Source organism: Streptomyces sp. NPDC091271 (assembly GCF_044757505.1).
Lineage (GTDB): Bacteria > Actinomycetota > Actinomycetes > Streptomycetales > Streptomycetaceae > Streptomyces.
Genome location: NZ_JBIVVD010000007.1, coordinates 51,960 through 68,176, shown reverse-complemented (window position 1 = coordinate 68,176; position 16,217 = coordinate 51,960). Strand labels below are relative to the sequence as shown.

The 16,217-nt window shown below is 72.7% G+C and carries 14 protein-coding genes; 10 read left to right on the top strand and 4 right to left on the bottom strand.

The annotated features are described in order from the left end of the window. Positions 1-33 precede the first annotated feature (33 nt). Both ACIQM3_RS27330 and ACIQM3_RS27325 read left to right on the top strand, forming a co-directional pair. On the top strand, positions 34-798 hold the full coding sequence (locus ACIQM3_RS27330; RefSeq protein WP_401628536.1) for a peptidyl-tRNA hydrolase: 765 nt from the start codon (positions 34-36) through the stop codon (positions 796-798). A 171-nt stretch (positions 799-969) separates the two neighbouring features. Further along, positions 970-1,722 (top strand): DUF4142 domain-containing protein, encoded by a 753-nt coding sequence (locus ACIQM3_RS27325; RefSeq protein WP_401629766.1) that lies wholly within the window; start codon positions 970-972, stop codon positions 1,720-1,722. A gap of 86 nt (positions 1,723-1,808) precedes the next feature. Here ACIQM3_RS27325 and ACIQM3_RS27320 read toward each other — a convergent pair whose 3' ends face one another. Beyond that, positions 1,809-3,167: a family 43 glycosylhydrolase gene (locus ACIQM3_RS27320; RefSeq protein ID WP_401628533.1), complete on the bottom strand. Its 1,359-nt coding sequence runs from the start codon at positions 3,165-3,167 to the stop codon at positions 1,809-1,811. Between the two features lie 529 nt (positions 3,168-3,696). Here ACIQM3_RS27320 and ACIQM3_RS27315 point away from each other — a divergent pair. From ACIQM3_RS27315 to ACIQM3_RS27305, 3 genes are all read left to right on the top strand, one after another. After that, positions 3,697-4,989, top strand: a complete 1,293-nt coding sequence (locus ACIQM3_RS27315; protein WP_401628530.1) for a DUF692 domain-containing protein — start codon at positions 3,697-3,699, stop codon at positions 4,987-4,989. A gap of 6 nt (positions 4,990-4,995) precedes the next feature. Further along, positions 4,996-6,033, top strand: coding sequence for a TIGR04222 domain-containing membrane protein (locus ACIQM3_RS27310; protein ID WP_401628528.1), 1,038 nt, complete (start codon positions 4,996-4,998; stop codon positions 6,031-6,033). Positions 6,034-6,149: 116 nt separating this feature from the next. Continuing rightward, complete coding sequence (locus ACIQM3_RS27305) at positions 6,150-6,926, top strand: TIGR04222 domain-containing membrane protein (RefSeq protein WP_401628526.1); 777 nt, start codon at positions 6,150-6,152, stop codon at positions 6,924-6,926. 284 nt (positions 6,927-7,210) lie between these two features. Here the strand turns inward: ACIQM3_RS27305 and hemQ are convergent, their stop codons facing one another. Continuing rightward, positions 7,211-7,924, bottom strand: coding sequence for a hydrogen peroxide-dependent heme synthase (gene hemQ, locus ACIQM3_RS27300; RefSeq protein ID WP_401628523.1), 714 nt, complete (start codon positions 7,922-7,924; stop codon positions 7,211-7,213). A gap of 4 nt (positions 7,925-7,928) precedes the next feature. Beyond that, entirely contained in the window at positions 7,929-9,416 is a 1,488-nt protein-coding gene (hemG, locus tag ACIQM3_RS27295) for a protoporphyrinogen oxidase (protein ID WP_401628520.1), read from the bottom strand. A 127-nt stretch (positions 9,417-9,543) separates the two neighbouring features. Here hemG and ACIQM3_RS27290 point away from each other — a divergent pair, with 127 nt between their 5' ends. Continuing rightward, positions 9,544-10,524 carry a DUF4349 domain-containing protein gene (locus ACIQM3_RS27290; protein ID WP_401628518.1) on the top strand — a complete coding sequence of 327 codons (981 nt, stop codon included), beginning with the start codon at positions 9,544-9,546 and terminating at the stop codon, positions 10,522-10,524. A gap of 53 nt (positions 10,525-10,577) precedes the next feature. Then, positions 10,578-11,957, top strand: coding sequence for an FAD-dependent oxidoreductase (locus tag ACIQM3_RS27285; RefSeq protein ID WP_401628517.1), 1,380 nt, complete (start codon positions 10,578-10,580; stop codon positions 11,955-11,957). Here the strand turns inward: ACIQM3_RS27285 and hemE are convergent, their stop codons facing one another. Next, positions 11,958-13,067: a uroporphyrinogen decarboxylase gene (gene hemE / locus ACIQM3_RS27280; RefSeq protein WP_401628515.1), complete on the bottom strand. Its 1,110-nt coding sequence runs from the start codon at positions 13,065-13,067 to the stop codon at positions 11,958-11,960. It abuts the gene before it with no gap. Positions 13,068-13,159: 92 nt separating this feature from the next. On the opposite strand from hemE, the gene ACIQM3_RS27275 reads away from it, so the two are divergent. From ACIQM3_RS27275 to ACIQM3_RS27265, 3 genes are all read left to right on the top strand, one after another. Next, a complete protein-coding gene (locus tag ACIQM3_RS27275; RefSeq protein ID WP_401628512.1) occupies positions 13,160-13,819 on the top strand; it encodes a DUF3000 domain-containing protein in 660 nt (219 codons plus the stop codon). A gap of 224 nt (positions 13,820-14,043) precedes the next feature. Then, on the top strand, positions 14,044-14,706 hold the full coding sequence (locus ACIQM3_RS27270) for a response regulator transcription factor (protein ID WP_033300087.1): 663 nt from the start codon (positions 14,044-14,046) through the stop codon (positions 14,704-14,706). 181 nt (positions 14,707-14,887) lie between these two features. Further along, complete coding sequence (locus tag ACIQM3_RS27265; RefSeq protein WP_401628509.1) at positions 14,888-16,162, top strand: HRDC domain-containing protein; 1,275 nt, start codon at positions 14,888-14,890, stop codon at positions 16,160-16,162. Positions 16,163-16,217 lie beyond the last annotated feature (55 nt).

The window sequence follows — 16,217 nt, the reverse complement described above, 5'->3', positions numbered from 1 at the left end:
CACGTTGTCGGAGGGGCCTGGCAGACTGGACGCGTGAGCAGCGACAGCATTCCTGAACCCCTTCCCGCCGCGCCGGAGGCCTCCGCCGACAGCCCGTTCCGTACGGAACCGACGGCCCGTGACGAGGCCCCGCAGTTCGTCCTGCCGCTGGTGGTGCACCTCGAGAAGACCGACCCCCCGGCGCGCAACGACGCCCTGGTGACCGCGGCCCGCGCGGTGCTCACGATTCTGTCGGACCCCCGGTCGCTCGGTGAGGACGAGGGCGGGGCGGAGGGCGAGTGGGCGCAGGTCATGCGCGACTGGCAGGACGCCCGGATCCGCAAGGTGGTGCGGCGGGCGCGCGGCGCGGAGTGGCGCAAGGCCTCCGCGCTGCCCGGGATCACGGTCACGGGCGAGCACGCCGAGGTCCGGGTCTTCCCCCCGGTGCCCCTGGACGGCTGGCCCAAGGAGCTGGCCAAGCTCCAGGTGTCGGGCACCGACCTGGACGACCCGGAGCCTCCGGCCGCACCCGATCCGGCCGGTCCGGTGCTGTGGATGAGTCCGGACGTCGGCATGTCGGCGGGCAAGGCCATGGCCCAGGCGGGCCACGGGGCCCAGCTCGCCTGGTGGGAGCTGTCGGACACCGAGCGCAAGGCATGGCGCGAGGCGGGGTTCCCGCTCTCCGTCGCCACCCCCGACGCCGCCCGCTGGCGCGAACTCACCGCCGGCGGGCTGCCGGTGGTGCGGGACGCCGGATTCACCGAGATCGCACCGGGGTCCTGCACGGTCGTCGCCGACCACCCGGCCCTGCGCCGCTGACCCGCCGGGCCGACCGGCGTACCCAGCGTTCTGTCCACCCGGCTGAACATCCCTGCGCCGATATACGTATCTCCCCGTACTGCCACACCGGCATTACCGCCAAGTAGGTTGAACGCCGAGTCAGTTGGCGGTTGATTCGAGCTGTCACGCACCGGCCCGGGAGACATCTTGCTGCGACGCATCAACGGAACGGCCCTCATCATCGCCGCGCTGGTCGCCACGCTCGGCGCGCTCGCCTTTCCCGTGTGGTCGTACGCCGACCGCTCCGGCACGGGCGAGGCCAATCTGAACGCCTCCAGCGTCGCGACCCAGTGGGGCCCGCTCTCCGCGACCGACCGGGACTTCCTGGTCAAGGTGCGTCTCGCCGGACTGTGGGAACTGCCCGCGGGGCAGCAGGCCATCGAGCGCGCGCCGAGCGAGGGGGTGAAGCTCGCCGGCGATCACCTGGTGGTCGGCCACACGGACCTGGACCGTCGGGCCCGCGACGTGGCCGCCAAGCTCGGGGTGGAGCTCCCGAACCAGCCGACCGAGCAGCAGCAGGGATGGCTCAGGGAGCTCACCGCCGCGAGTGGCCAGGAGTACGAGCAGAAGTTCGCCAACCTGCTGCGCGCCGCGCACGGCAAGGTGTTCGCCCTGATCGCGCAGGTCCGGCACACCACGCGCAACTCGCTGATCCGGCAGCTGGCGTCCGACGCCAACCAGACCGTGCTCGACCACATCACGATGCTGGAGCGCACCGGCTTCGTCGACTTCGACGGCCTGGCGCGCGAAGCGGCCGGCGCTTCGACGGCCAGCCCCTCGGGGCCTCCCGTGTCCTCGGGTGCGGGTGTCCCGCAGGTCCCGGTGCCGGTGACGCCGAGCGGTGACCAGTCGTTCACCTCCCGCCCGGTGCCACCGACGATGGCTCCGCTGCCTCAGCCGTAGGGTGCGTCAGCCGTAGGGTGCGTCAGCCGTAGGGTGCGTCAGCCGTAGGGTGCGTCAGCCGTAGGGTGCGTCAGCCGTAGGGTGCGTCAGTCACGGTCGCGGCGCTGGACGTACAGGCGGTTGCCCTTCGAGCCCGTCCACTCCACCCGCACGACACCGGGCACGGCCGCGTCGGCGAGCCGTGACGGGTTGGACCAGTGGCCGAAGTTCGGGTTGCGGAAGAACGTCGCCCACAGGTCGCCGCGCGAATCCTCGAAGAAGTTGTTGTGCCCGGCTCCGACACCGACCGTCCAGCGCTCGGAGTACGGGCCCTCGAAGGTGTCCGAGACGGCGGCGACCGCGTCGTACTGGTACTGCACACGGCCCGTGCCGCCCGGGTCGTAGGCCTGGCGTGCGGTGCCGTCGGCCTCGACCGACGTCCGGTCCCAGGCGGCGTGGAGGAGGAAGTACGTCCCCCCGTACTTGAACACGTACGCGCCTTCGAGATACGGCTCGGGCGTGTAGGGGGTCTGCCGGAACGCGGGGAGGTCCGTCGCCGGGACGATGTCCTCCATGTCGTCGCGGAACTTCGCGTACAGGTTGTTGTGCAGCACGAGCCAGGCGTCGTCGCCCTCGCTGTAGAGGCTGCCGTCGATGTGGTGGTAGGCGCCGGGCTTTATGAAGCTCGGCCCTCCGATGAACGACTCGCCGAAGGGCTTCTCGAGGTTGCCCTCGACGAGCCGGTACGGGCCCTCGACCCCGCCCTCGCTCACGAGCATGAACGAGCCCACCTTCTCGGAGTGGTCCCCCATGCACGCGACGATGTACCACTTCCCCCGGAAGAGATGCAGCTCCGGGGCCCACGCCTGGCCGCGCTTGCCGAACTCCTCGTCGTACCAGTACTCCTGCCACGGGGCGACGACCGTGCGCCCGGGCCGGTTCTCGTCGGTGAACTCCGGCGACCAGACCTTGCCCCTCTCCGCGCCGGGGCGGATCTCTGTCGTGTCGGCCAGCTTCCAGGGCCCCTTGAGGGAGCGGGCCGTCCAGACGAAGATGCCGTCGTTCCACGGGCCGGCCGCTTCGAGGCCGGGCACGCGGGTGGTGCCCGTGGCGACGTAGAGCGGACGGCCGTCGACGACGAAGCAGTTGACGTAGGTGTCCCGCATCCACACCACTCCGCGCTCCTTGTCGCGGGGGCGCAGCTCCAGCGGCAGGACGAACGAGTTGTCCTCACGGGGCCACAGGTCCTGCCGGGTGTCCGCGAGGCCGTAGGGCTCGGGATCGGGCCAGTTCGCCGGGTACCGCCGCTTCCCCGCGGCCGCGGCGGCGGGGTCCGGAGCCGGGGTGGCCGAGGCCTGCGTCGCCGGCGCGGCGGCCACGGGCAGCGCGGCCGCCGCTCCCACTCCGGCGGCACGGGCCAGCAGGGACCGCCGGCCGAGGTGCGGCCTGTTCTCGGTGCTGGTCATATCGGTTGCGTTCTCCTTCGTTCGTCCAGGACGCCGTGCCGGTCCACGGGGACCGTCGGCGGGCACGGCGGATCGTCCGGCCCGGTCCTGGGCCGGTTTCGGTGGGATCGAGTCCGGCTTCTCCGCCGGACGTACCCGCCGGTGGAGGCGGAACCGGGCGGCGGTCCACGCCCGCGTCGGCGCTACGGGATGCGCGGCGCGGCGGTCGTACGGTGCCGGCCCGTACACTCCGCCGGGCGTGTGCGGCCGTCCTTGGACGGCATGTCGATCAGCATGCGAAGGCCTGTTGATCTCCGTCAACAGACCGTGGAATTAATCCGGAGTGTCCGGCTCGTCGGCATATCTGTGTCACTCCGCGTTTCCGCAGGTCGGTGGGGTGCCGATGAGTCCGCAAGGAGCATCACGATCAGATAACGGAGCACTTCGGTCCTGTCCGGGAACCTCAAATTCAGCTCTGAACGTCCCCCCTTCCGGATTCACCGCCGCACGACGGGGTCATGACCCCTGCACAGGACGGGGAGGGGACACCATGAAGCTGGGGATCGGCATCGGATGGCGGCCGGAGATCGCGGACGTTGTCGAGGCGCTGCCGGGGATCGACTGGGTCGAGGCGGTCGCGGAGAACCTCTGCGCGGACCACCTCCCCGAGTCCCTCGTACGCCTGCGGGAGCGCGGGGTCACGGTCGTCCCGCACGGGGTCTCGCTGGGCCTGGGCGGGGCCGACCGCCCGGATCCCGGCCGTCTCGCCGGCCTCGCCGCACGCGCCGAGCTGCTGGGCACCCCTCTGGTGACCGAGCACATCGCGTTCGTGCGCGCCGGAGGACCGCTCACCGCGTCGCCGGTCCTGGAGGCGGGCCATCTGCTGCCGGTGCCGAGGACCTGGGACGCCCTGGAGGCGCTCTGCGAGAACGTGCGGATCGCGCAGGACTCGCTGCCCGTCCCGCTGGCCCTGGAGAACATCGCCGCCCTGATCTCCTGGCCCGACGAGGAGCTGACCGAGGGCCAGTTCCTCGCGGAGCTGGTCGAGCGCACCGGCGTACGGCTGCTGATCGACGTCGCCAACCTGCACACCAACCACGTGAACCGAGGCGAGGACCCCGCGACGGCGCTCGACGAACTGCCGGTGGAGGCCATCGCGTACGTCCATGTGGCGGGCGGCGTCGAGAAGGACGGCGTCTGGCACGACACGCACGCCCACCCCGTGACCCGCCCCGTCCTGGACGTGCTGGGCGAGCTGCGATCCCGCGTGGACCCGCCCGGGGTCCTGCTGGAGCGCGACGACGACTTCCCGCCGGCCGGCGAGCTGGCCGGTGAACTGACCGCGATCCGCTCCACCCTGGCCGCTGCGGCCACCGCTCCGGGGACCGGCCGGCAGCGGCCCTCCCGGCCCCCGGAGCCGGCCGCCCGCGCGGCCGGGGCCCGTGACCGGACCGCCGTGGCCCAGACCGCACTGCTCTCCTCGCTCGTGGCCGGCACCCCCGCCCCGGACGGCTTCGACCACCGGCGCCTCGGGGTGCAGAGCCGCGCCCTGGCCGCGAAGCGGGCCGACGTCGTCGCCAAGGTCGCACCGGAGCTGCCCGAGATCCTCGGCGAGGGTTACCGGAACGCGTTCCTCGCGTACGCCAGGAACCGGCCGATGTCCGGCGGTTACCGCCGCGACGCGCTCGGCTTCGCCGAGCAGCTGCTCGCCACCGGCCGCCCGGCCGACGACGCGACCCGCCGGAGGCTGACCCGCTGGTGGCAGGAGCGCGCCGCCCCCCGTCCGCCGCGCCGAGGGGCCCGTCTGGTCCACGCCGCCCGTACCACCCTGCTCGGAAGGTGACTCCGGATGAACGCTCTTGCCCTTCTGCTGACCCTGGCCGTGGCCGTCTCCTGCACGCTCCTGGTCGTCGCGACGCGCCGCGTCGGCCTGCGGGACAGCGGCACCGCCGTGTATGTGCACGACCTCTCCGAGCAGGCCTTTCTCAGCGGCGGCCCGGCCAGGGTCGTGGACACCGCTCTGACCCGCATGCACACCGACGGGCGGCTGAGCATCGGTGGGCCCGGCATCGTCGTGGTCCAGCGGCCCGAGGCCCGGGACGCCGTGGAGCGCGCCGTGCTCCAGGAGCTGGCCGCGGCCCCGAACGGCGCGCTGCACACCCTGCGGGAGGCCGTGATGCGGCATCCGGCGGTGCAGGAGATCGGCGACGGTCTGGCCGCCCGGGGGCTGTTGGTCGCGCCCGGCGAGAGCCGGGCCCGCCGTGCCTGGGCGCTCACCCTGGGCATCGGGTGCCTCGTGGGATTCCCGGTCGCCATCGCGCTGACCGTCGCGCAGTACGCCCTGCACGACTCGTACGGGGACCTGCCGTTCCCCTTCGTCCTGAAGGTGCTGCCCGCGCTCGTGGCCGGGGCCGGGGTCGGTCTGGCCACCGCGGCGTCGGCCAGGGCACGGATCACCGGGGCGGGCCGCAGGGCAGCCGAAAGCTGCCGGGTGGCCAACGCCCATGTGACCGACCCGGCCCACCTGGTGGCCACCCGGGGGCTGGCCGCGCTCCCCTACCCCGAGCTCCAGGGTCAGTTGGTGGCTGCGGCCAGGCAGCGGCCCGCCGTGCGCTCCTCATCGGTCTCCTCGTCCGCCGCCGTCACGTTCGTGCCGGTGGTGTGGTGCGCCGGGGCGGGCCCCGGCGGTGGGAGCTGCGGCGGGTCCAGCGGCGGAGGCGGTCACTCGGGGACGGGTTCCGCGTGCAGTTCGGGATCGAGCTGCGGCGGCGGGTCGAGTACCGGCGGTGGATCCAGCTGCGGCGGCGGGTCGAGTTCCGGCAGTGGATCCAGCTGCGGCGGCGGGTCGAGTTCCGGCGGAGGGTCCAGCTGCGGCGGCGGCTCGTGAGGGGACGGGGTCGGCAGGCGTATGGATTCAGCCACCCATGACCGTCCGTGACCGAGTTTGGTCCATATCGTGAACAACCTATGGCGCTTCCCTGCCGGTTCGCATAGAACTCGGCCATGCTCTGGGTCCTGCTTCTTCTGGTCGCATGGGGCGCCGCCGCCGTCTCCTGCATCCGGCTGTGCCTCCTCACCGCGGGTGCGGCCCAGCGGCAGCCTCGTGCCGCGCGGATGCCCGCCGCCCCCGAACTCAATCTGTACGAGACGGCGTTCCTGGCCGGCGGGCCGCAGCGGGTGGCCGATCTCGCGCTGGTCTCCATGCATCTGCGGCGGCGCCTGCTGCTCGCCCACACGGGCTGGGCGACGGTCGTCGATCCGGAGGGCCGGGACGAGGTCGAGCGCACCGTGATCCGCGTGATCGGCCCGGAAGGACAGTCCCGGATAGGCCCCACCCGGGCCGCCGCGGCTGCGGCCGACGCCGTACTCTCCCTCGCCGACCGCCTCGTCGCGGCGGGCCTCGCCGTGCCCCACGGGACCCGCACGGGTCTGGAGTCGGCGGTGCGGGCCGTGCGGGGCGCGTCGGTGCTGGTGGTGGCCCTGGCGGTCGCCGCCATGCTGATGCCCGGTCAGGAGACGGGTGACGCCGGTCCGGTGGCCGCGTGGTTCGGGCTGCCGCTCGTACTGACGCTGGGCTGCCTGGCCATCGCGCGGGCGGAGAACCATCCGCACAGCCCGTGGGCCTCCCCGTCCGGGCAGCGCTGGCTGGACTCGCTGCCGGCCCCGGTGCGCGGCGCGGACCGTGATCTCCTGGCTGCGGTGGCGGTGAGGGGCGTGGGAGCTCTGGAGGACCCGGGCCTGCGGGCGGCGATGCTGAGCAGGGCGCGGACCGGCGGCTGAACCCCCGGTCGGGGGCCGTGCAGCACGAGGGCCGCCCCCGGCGTCGGGGGCGGCCCTCGTGCTGTCCTATCCAGTTGTACGGGCCGGGACACATCGGCCGGACCGGCGAGGAGCGGCGGCCCGCGGAGAGGAATGGCTGACTCCCCCGCGAGCCACGACAGTTCGCCGGCCGTCGGCCGATGTGTACCCGGCACCGGACCCGGTGTCGCTGGAACGACGGGCGGCGTCACACGCGCCGTTGCCCGCCAACTGATCTTCCGGGTCGGGATGACCGGAAACGCTGGCTATGCGAGTCCGGCCACCAAGTCTGCGACGGACTTCCTGCGTCCGGTGTAGAACGGGACCTCTTCGCGGACGTGCAGCCGCGCCTCGGAGGCCCGCAGGTGACGCATCAGGTCGACGATGCGGTACAGCTCGTCGGCCTCGAAGGCGAGGACCCACTCGTAGTCGCCCAGCGAGAAGGAGGCGACCGTGTTGGCGCGCACGTCGGGGTAGCCGCGGGCCATCTTGCCGTGGTCCGAGAGCATACGACGGCGGTCCTCGTCGGGCAGCAGGTACCAGTCGTAGCTGCGCACGAAGGGGTACACGCTGATGTAGTCGCGCGGGGTCTCGTCGGCCAGGAAGGCCGGCACGTGCGACTTGTTGAACTCGGCGGGGCGGTGCAGCGCCATGTTCGACCAGACAGGCTCGAGTGCGCGGCCCAGCTTCGTGCGCCGGAAGAGGTTGTACGCCTCCTGGAGCTCGTCGGAGGTCTCGGCGTGCCACCAGATCATCAGATCGGCGTCGGCCCGGAGACCGGACACGTCGTACGTGCCGCGGACCGTGATGTCCTTGGCCCCGAGCTGGTCGAACAGCTCCTGGACCTCGTCGGCGTAACCGGCGCGGTCCAGGGGAAGGACGTCCTTCAGCCTGAAGACGGACCACAGGGTGTAGCGGATGACCTCGTTGAGGTCCTTGGCCTTCTTGCCTGCGTTCGGAAGCTTTTCTGGCGCACTCATACGGCTATTGTCCCGCCTCGCTCCCGGTGCCCCGAACCCGGGGCGGCGTGTTGTCGATCTCCCTCGTGTCCGGACCCGTCAGGTCCTGGACGATCTCGTCCGCGGCGCGGTGCGCGCTCGCGACGCAGGCCGGGATCCCGACGCCGTCGTACACCGCTCCGCACACCCGCAGACCGGGCAGCTTGGCGACCTCTTCGCGGATCCTGGCGACGCGGGAGAGGTGGCCCACGGGGTACTGGGGCAGCCCCCCGATCCACCGGGTGACCTCGGTGTCCACGGGCCTCGCCGTCAGCCCGGCAGCGGAGGCGAGATCGCCCAGGGACGCGGCGACGAGCTCGGAGTCCTCACGGTGCAGGTGCTCCTCCTCGCCGTAGCGGCCGACGGAGGTGCGCAGCACGAAGAGGTCGGGGGCCGCGTCGGCGGCCCACTGCCACTTGTTGCTGGAGAAGGTGGCGGCCTTGATCGTGCGCCCGTCGACGGGGGGCACGAGGAACCCGGAGCGCCCCCGGAGCGCCTCGGTGTCCTCGATGTCGGTGCGCCGGAAGGCCATGGTGACCAGGGCCATCGACGCGTACTCGACGGCGGCGAGCTCGACCGAGGCGGCCGGGCACTCGGCTGCGAGCAGGGTGGACGCGGACCAGGCCGGGGTGGCCAGGACGAGGGCGTCGGCGGCGATCACCCGGCTGTCGGTGCGCACGTCCCAGCCCTCGCCGGTCCGGGTCAGGCCGAGCACCGGTGTCTCCGTGAGGATCTCGGCGCCTGCGGCCCGTACGGCGTCGGCCACGGCGCCCGGCAGGGTGCCGATGCCTCCCTCGATGCCCTGGAAGACCGGTCCGGTCTGCTGCCGGGCGGCGGCCCTCTCCTGGATGCGGAGTACGCCGTCGAGGAGCGGGCCGCCCTCCTTCACGGCCTCGAAGAGCTGGGGCACGGCCGCCCGCATCGAGATCCGGTAGGCGTCACCCGCGTACACCCCGCCGAGCAGCGGCTCGACGAGCCGGTCGACGACCTCACGGCCGAGCCGGTCGGCGACGTACGAGCCGACCGCGACGTCGTCGCCGACGGCGGTCGGAGTGAGGTCGCGCTCCTCGGCGATCCGGGCCAGGCCCTCGGGCGAGAGCACGCCGCTGAGCGCCGACGGGTCGCCCGGCACGCCCATCACATGGCCCTTGGGCATGGGGCGCAGGGCGTCGCGGGTCCAGACCGACGCGGTGGCGGTGGCGGGCGGCCGGAGCCGGTCGCCGAGTCCGGCCGCGGTGGCCAGCCCGACCGCCTCGGGCCGGCGCGCGAGCATCGACTCGGCACCGAGGTCGACCCGGGTGCCCGCGATCTCGCCGGTCATCAGCTTGCCGCCGAGCCGCTCGGTCGCCTCCAGGACGGTGACCCTGAGGCCGGAGTCCAGCAGCCGGTGGGCGGCGGCGAGTCCGGCGATGCCGCCGCCGATGACGACGACGTGGCCCGTACGTATGGTGTCGCGCTGAGAAGAACCCTGCATGGGTCCACTCTCTCAAACCCGCGCCGAGTCCCGAACGTGACCGCTTCGAAACCGCTGACAGGAAACCCGCGCACGGGCCACGTACGTCGAACCGGCACCATCAACAACGGCCCTGGGGGGACGCGTTATGCCTTTCGACCGACACACGGACAGTCATCCACCCACTCGCCCCGGCCGCCGCGGGTCACGCGTGACGGCGGCCGCCGGGCTGCTCGTGGTGCTCATGGCCACCGGCGCGTGCGGCGCCTCCGGCGACAGCGGCACGCGGGAACCGCGATCCGCGGGCGACAACAAGGCGGCGGCGCCCGCCGAGGCCGGCGCCGGCGGGAAGTCGGCGGTGAAGCCCGCCGACGGGGCCTCCTCGGCGCCGGATCCGGGTTCCACGGTCGCGGTCCACGTCATCCGCACGGCCACGCTCTCCATCGAGGTGAAGAGCGTGCCGAAGGCTGTCGCCGCGGCCCGGAGCGCCGCGGAGGACGCCGGTGGGATCGTGGCGGACGAGACCACGGAACGGGTCGACGACACCCACGACATGTCCCATCTCGTCCTGCGCGTGCCGCAGGCCCGGTACGAGGAGGTGCTGAGCGGCCTCGCCGGGTCGGGGAAGCTGCTGTCGCGTACGTCGAACGCGAAGGACGTCACCGGGCAGGTCGTCGACGTCGAGAGCCGGATCGCCACGCAGCGGGCGAGCGTCGCGCGGGTCCGTGACCTGATGGACAAGGCCGAGAAGCTCACCGACGTGGTGACGCTGGAGGGCGAACTGAGCAGTCGGCAGTCCGACTTGGAGTCCCTGCTCGCCCAGCAGGCGTCGCTGAAGGATCGCACCTCGCTCGCGACCGTCACGCTCGAACTCAGCGAGCCGTACGAGGACGGGAAGGACCCCGAGGACGAGGACACCGGTTTCCTGGACGCGCTGGAGGGCGGCTGGGACGCCTTCGTGACGATGCTGCGGTGGATCGCGGTGGCGCTCGGCGCCACGGCGCCGTTCCTGGCCGCGGCGGCCGTCCTGGTGCTCCTGTGGCGACTGCTCCGCGGCCGTCCGCCACGACGCCGCACGACGTCCCGGGAGCCGGCGCCGGAGACGCCACAGGCCCCGCCGGCCCCGTAGGCGTCGTAGCGTGGGCCCCTGACCCTGCACACGGCGGCGAAGGGACCCGGCACATGACGGCGGAGCGACTGGTGGTCGTCGGAGGCGACGCGGCGGGCATGTCCGCCGCGTCGCAGGCCCGCAGGCTCAAGGGGCCGGACGCGATGAGCATCGTCGCCTTCGAACGCGGTGACTTCACGTCGTACTCCGCCTGCGGCATCCCGTACTGGGTGAGCGGCGACGTCGAGGGGCCGGACGACCTCATCGCCCGTACCCCCGAGGAGCACCGGGCCCGTTCGATCGATCTGCGCACCCGCACCGAGGTGACGGAGATCGACGTCGCCGGGCACCGGGTACGGGCGCTGGACCGCGACAGCGGCGAGACGTACTGGACGGGCTACGACAAGCTGGTGATCGCCACGGGCGCCCGGCCGGTGCGCCCCGAGCTGCCCGGGATCGACGCCCCGGGCGTCCACGGCGTGCAGACCCTGGGCGACGGCCAGGCGCTCCTGGAATCGCTGGAACGGGCTCCGGGGCGCCGGGCGGTCGTCGTCGGCGCGGGCTACATCGGCGTCGAGATGGCCGAGGCGATGCTCAAGCGCGGCTTCGAGGTGACGGTGCTCAACCGCGGTGCGCAGCCGATGGCGACGCTCGACCCGGACATGGGGAAACTGGTCCACGACGCGATGGACGGGCTGGGCATCACCACGGTCAACGGCGCCCGGGTCACCCGTATCGGCACCGGCCCGGACGGCCGGGTCACGGAGGTCGTCACGGACGGGGGGAGCTACCCGGCGGACGTCGTGGTGCTCGGTATCGGTGTCGAGCCGGAGACCGCCCTGGCCCGCGAGGCCGGACTGCCGCTGGGGCCGCACGGCGGCCTCCTGACGGACCTGTCGATGCGGGTCGTGGGGCAGGACGACATCTGGGCGGGCGGGGACTGCGTCGAGGTCCTGGACCTCGTCGCCGGCCGCACCCGGCACATCGCGCTCGGCACCCACGCCAACAAGCACGGCCAGATCATCGGGTCCAACGTGGGCGGCGGCTACGGCACGTTCCCCGGGGTGGTGGGTACGGCGGTGAGCAAGGTCTGCGATCTGGAGATCGCCAGGACCGGGCTGCGCGAGAAGGACGCCCGCGCGGTCGGCCTCCGCTACGTCACGGCGACGATCGAGTCGACGGGCCGCGCCGGCTACTACCCGGGGGCGAAGCCGATGACGGTGAAGATGCTCGCGGAGTACCGGACCGGCCGGCTGCTGGGCGTGCAGATCGTCGGCCGCGAGGGGGCGGCGAAGCGCGTGGACGTCGCGGCCGTGGCGCTCACCGCCGGGATGACGGTGGAGGCGATGACGGCCCTCGACCTCGGCTACGCCCCGCCGTTCTCCCCGGTCTGGGACCCGGTCCTGGTGGCCGCCCGCAAGGCCGTGTCGGCGGTGCGGGCGGCGGGCGGCTGACTAGCGGGCGGTCTGCTGGTGGACATACTCCACCAGCCGCGTCAGTGCGTTCGGGTCGGTGGCCGGCATGACGCCGTGCCCGAGGTTGAAGATGTGGCCCTCGAGACCGGCGGCGGCGTCGAGCACCTCGCGGGTCTTCGCCTCCACCACCTCGGTCGGCGCGAACAGCACGGCCGGGTCGAGGTTGCCCTGGAGTGCCTTGCCGGGGCCGACCCGGCGGGCGCCCTCGTCCATCGGGACGCGCCAGTCGACGCCGACGACGTCCGCGCCCGCCTCGCCCATGAGGCCGAGCAGCTCGCCGGTGCCGATGCCGAAGTGGATGCGCGGGACGCCGTACGACGCGACGGCGTCAAGGACCTTCGCGGAGGCCGGCATCACGGAGCGGCGGTAGTCGGCCGGGGCCAGTGCGCCGACCCAGGAGTCGAAGAGCTGCACCGCGGAGGCGCCGGCCTCGATCTGGACCTTCAGGAAGGCACCGGTGATCTCCGCGAGCCGGTCGAGCAGATCGGCCCAGAGCTCCGGGTCGCCGTACATCAGGGCCTTGGTGCGCTCGTGGTTGCGGGAGGGGCCGCCCTCCACGAGGTAGCTGGCGAGGGTGAACGGTGCGCCCGCGAAACCGATCAGCGGGGTGGACCCCAGCTCGGCGGTGAGCAGGCCGATGGCCTCGGTGACGTACGAGACGTCCTCGGGGGTGAGGTCGCGCAGCCGGGCCAGGTCGGCGCGGGTGCGGATCGGCTCGGCGATCACCGGTCCGACGCCGGGCTTGATGTCGAGGTCGATGCCGATCGCCTTGAGCGGGACGACGATGTCGCTGTAATAGACCGCGGCGTCGACCTTGTGGCGGCGGACGGGCTGCATCGTGATCTCGGCGACGAGCTCCGGCATCGTGCAGGACTCAAGCATCGGGATGCCTTCGCGCACCTTCAGGTACTCGGGCAGCGAGCGGCCCGCCTGACGCATGAACCAGACCGGGGTGTGGGGCACCGGCTCCCGGCGGCACGCCTTGAGGAACGCCGAGTCATGGGTGGCGGGGGTCGTCCGCAGGCCCGAGGACGGGCCCTCCCCTGATCGGACGGAGCTGAGCTCTTGGGGAAGGTCGTTGGCACTCACGCACAGAATCTTCGCACGGAGTGACAACGAGCCGGACGCCGCATGGGTGTCCCTCCCTGCACCGCGCTCCGGTTCCGCCTACTCTTCCCCGCATGGCTCCGGCTCAGGGACAATTTTCCGATCATTCCGATGGCACTGACAGCGAGGAGGGCGCGGACGGCGACGGCGTCCCGCCCGCGTTCCGGTCGGCGGTCGACGCGCTGCGTTCCGCCTGCCTGCGCCCCGAACTGGAGGTCGAGCCGACACGGCCGCCGCAGCGGCTCGCCCCGCACGCGTATGCCCTGGAGGCCGCCGTCGTGGAGGGCGAGGACGATCTCGCCGACGGCCGCCTGGTCCTCCTGCACGACCCGGCCGGACACGACACCTGGCAGGGCACGTTCCGCTTGGTGACGCTCGTACGCGCCGAACTCGAACCGGAGATGGCGGCCGACCCCCTGCTGCCCGAGGTCTGCTGGTCCTGGCTCACGGGCGCTCTGGACGCCCGGGGCCTCTCGTACGGGGAGGCCGGCGGGACGGTGACGCGCGCCGGTTCGCACTACTTCGGCGCGCTGTCCGCGCGCCGCCCGGCGACGCAGATCGAGATCCGGGCCTCCTGGACGCCGCGCGAGGGGCGGGGCGGGGTGCCGGACACGGCGGCACACCTGGCCGCCTGGGGCGATCTGCTCTGCCAGCTCGCCGGACTGCCGCCGTCGGACACCTCCGACGCGGCGGTGGTGACGCTGCCCCAGAGGCGCGGGCCGCAGGTCTCATAACGCTGCGTCATTTTCGTGGGGAGCCGGTCGCACGTGGACCGGCTCTCTTTTCGTACAATCGATCGCGCGTCCTATTTGCCCGAATTGTTACTCACTAAATCGTGATCTTCCCCTAAAGGAGGACGCACCTGCTGCCGAAGAGGTCAATGACCCTTCAAGCACGGTTCGCCCCGGCTTCATCCCCGAGCCGGCCCGTCCCGCCACTCCACTCCCCAGGAGGCCTGGTGTCCGTTCTCCTCGAGCAGCCCGCAAGCCTGGTCGCCTACCGCCCGAACAAGCCGACGGCCATGGTCGTCGTGGCCGACCCGCGCGTCCGTTCCACCGTCACCCGCCATCTGTGGGCCCTCGGAGTTCGTGACGTCATCGAGGCGTCGTCCATCGCGGAGGCCCGCCCCCGCGTCGGCAACCCGCGCGACATCTGCGTTGCCGACGTCCACCTGCCCGATGGTTCCGGGCTGACCCTGCTGTCCGAGACCCGAGCCGCCGGCTGGCCGAACGGCCTCGCCCTCTCCGCCGCCGATGACATCGGCGCGGTTCGCAACGCCCTCGCGGGCGGCGTGAAGGGCTATGTCGTCACCGGCACCCGTACCAACATCGGCCACCCCACCCGTCCCGGCGTCGCCCCGATCGGCGCCAATGCCGCCCGTATGCACCGCAGGCCTCCCGGTTCCCCGAGCCACCCGGGCGGCTACCGCGAACTCTCCGGCCGTGAGGTGGAGGTGCTCCGCCTGGTCGCCGAAGGCCAGTCCAACAAGGCCATCGGCGTCTCGATGGGCCTCTCCGCCCTCACGGTCAAGAGCCACCTCGCCCGCATCGCCCGCAAGCTCGGCACCGGAGACCGCGCCGGAATGGTCGCCGTGGCCCTGCGTACGGGCATCATCCACTGACCCCGGGGCCTCTCGTCCGGATCAGGCTGGGCAGGACCCCACGAGGCCAGCATGATCCAAACGAGAGACCCCACCTGCCGGCACCTGCGCGGATGCGTAACCGGCCGGTTTACGTGCATGGCCGCCCGTCGACGGAACGTTCCGTCGACGGGCGACGCACATACACAGATACCCTTGGCATGTGACCGACGCCCAAGAGACCGCAGCAGACACTTCACTGCGAACCACCGGGGGCGCTCCCCCGGACGACGTCGCCCCGGCGCCGATCCCCTTGCTCGAACCGCGCGAGGGCATCCCCCCGGTGGTGGCGACCGACGACGCGCTCGCCCGGGTGGTCGCGGACTTCGCCGCGGGCACCGGCCCCGTCGCCGTCGACGCCGAGCGCGCCTCGGGCTACCGCTACGGCCAGCGCGCCTACCTCGTGCAGCTGCGCCGCGAGGGCGCGGGAAGCGCACTGATCGACCCGGTCGGCTGCCCCGACCTGTCCACGCTCGGTGAGGCCCTCACCGGCTCCGAGTGGATCCTGCACGCCGCCACCCAGGACCTGCCCTGCCTGCGCGACATAGGCATGACCCCGACCTCGCTCTTCGACACGGAGCTCGCCGGACGCCTGGCGGGATTCCCGCGCGTCGGCCTCGGCGCCATAGTGGAGAACGTCCTCGGCTACGCCCTGGAGAAGGGCCACTCCGCGGTCGACTGGTCCACCCGCCCCCTTCCCGACCCCTGGCTGCGCTACGCCGCGCTCGATGTCGAGCTGCTGGTGGACCTGCGCGACGCCCTGGAGGAGGAGCTGGACCGGCAGGGCAAGCTGGAGTGGGCGCTGGAGGAGTTCGCCGCGATCGCCTCGGCACCGCCCGCTCCCCCGCGCAAGGACCCGTGGCGCCGGACCTCCGGCATGCACAAGGTGCGGCGCCGCCGTCAGATCGCGGTCGTCCGGGAGCTGTGGACCGCCCGTGACCAGGTGGCGCAGCGCCGTGACATCTCCCCCGGCAAGGTGCTCGGCGACGCCGCGATCATCGAGGCGGCCCTGGCGCTCCCGGCGAATGTGCAGGCCCTCACCGCGCTGCCCGGCTTCGGGCACCGCATGGGGCGCCGTCAGCTGGAGCAGTGGCAGGCGGCCGTCGACCGGGCCAAGGAGCTGCCCGAGTCGGAGCTTCCCCAGCCCGGCCAGCAGCCCGCCGGTCCGCCGCCGCCCCGCTCGTGGGCGGACAAGGACCCGGCCGCCGCGGCCCGGCTGTCGGCGGCCCGGACCGCCGTGTCGGAGCTCGCCGAACGGCTGCACATGCCGCAGGAGAATCTGATCACCCCCGACACCGTGCGCCGGATCTGCTGGGAGCCGCCCAAGGTCCTGACCCCGGACGCGGTCGAGACCGCGCTGGCCGGGCACGGCGCGCGCCACTGGCAGATCGGACAGGTCGGCCCGCTGCTGCTGCGCGCCCTGGACACCAGCGCCTGACACCGCGCCACTCGCGTACGCCCCCTGCCGGATCCGGCAGGGGGCGTACGCGTGT

What these genes read in the sequence shown, in the direction of transcription:
- ACIQM3_RS27275 (WP_401628512.1), top strand. Translation starts at nt 13,160, where the DNA reads ATGGCTCCGGCTCAGGGACAATTTTCCGATCATTCCGATGGCACTGAC.
- ACIQM3_RS27305 (WP_401628526.1), top strand. Translation starts at nt 6,150, where the DNA reads ATGCTCTGGGTCCTGCTTCTTCTGGTCGCATGGGGCGCCGCCGCCGTC.
- ACIQM3_RS27285 (WP_401628517.1), top strand. Translation starts at nt 10,578, where the DNA reads ATGACGGCGGAGCGACTGGTGGTCGTCGGAGGCGACGCGGCGGGCATG.
- ACIQM3_RS27320 (WP_401628533.1), bottom strand. Translation starts at nt 3,167, where the DNA reads ATGACCAGCACCGAGAACAGGCCGCACCTCGGCCGGCGGTCCCTGCTG.
- hemG (WP_401628520.1), bottom strand. Translation starts at nt 9,416, where the DNA reads ATGCAGGGTTCTTCTCAGCGCGACACCATACGTACGGGCCACGTCGTC.
- ACIQM3_RS27290 (WP_401628518.1), top strand. Translation starts at nt 9,544, where the DNA reads ATGCCTTTCGACCGACACACGGACAGTCATCCACCCACTCGCCCCGGC.
- hemQ (WP_401628523.1), bottom strand. Translation starts at nt 7,924, where the DNA reads ATGAGTGCGCCAGAAAAGCTTCCGAACGCAGGCAAGAAGGCCAAGGAC.
- ACIQM3_RS27310 (WP_401628528.1), top strand. Translation starts at nt 4,996, where the DNA reads ATGAACGCTCTTGCCCTTCTGCTGACCCTGGCCGTGGCCGTCTCCTGC.
- ACIQM3_RS27315 (WP_401628530.1), top strand. Translation starts at nt 3,697, where the DNA reads ATGAAGCTGGGGATCGGCATCGGATGGCGGCCGGAGATCGCGGACGTT.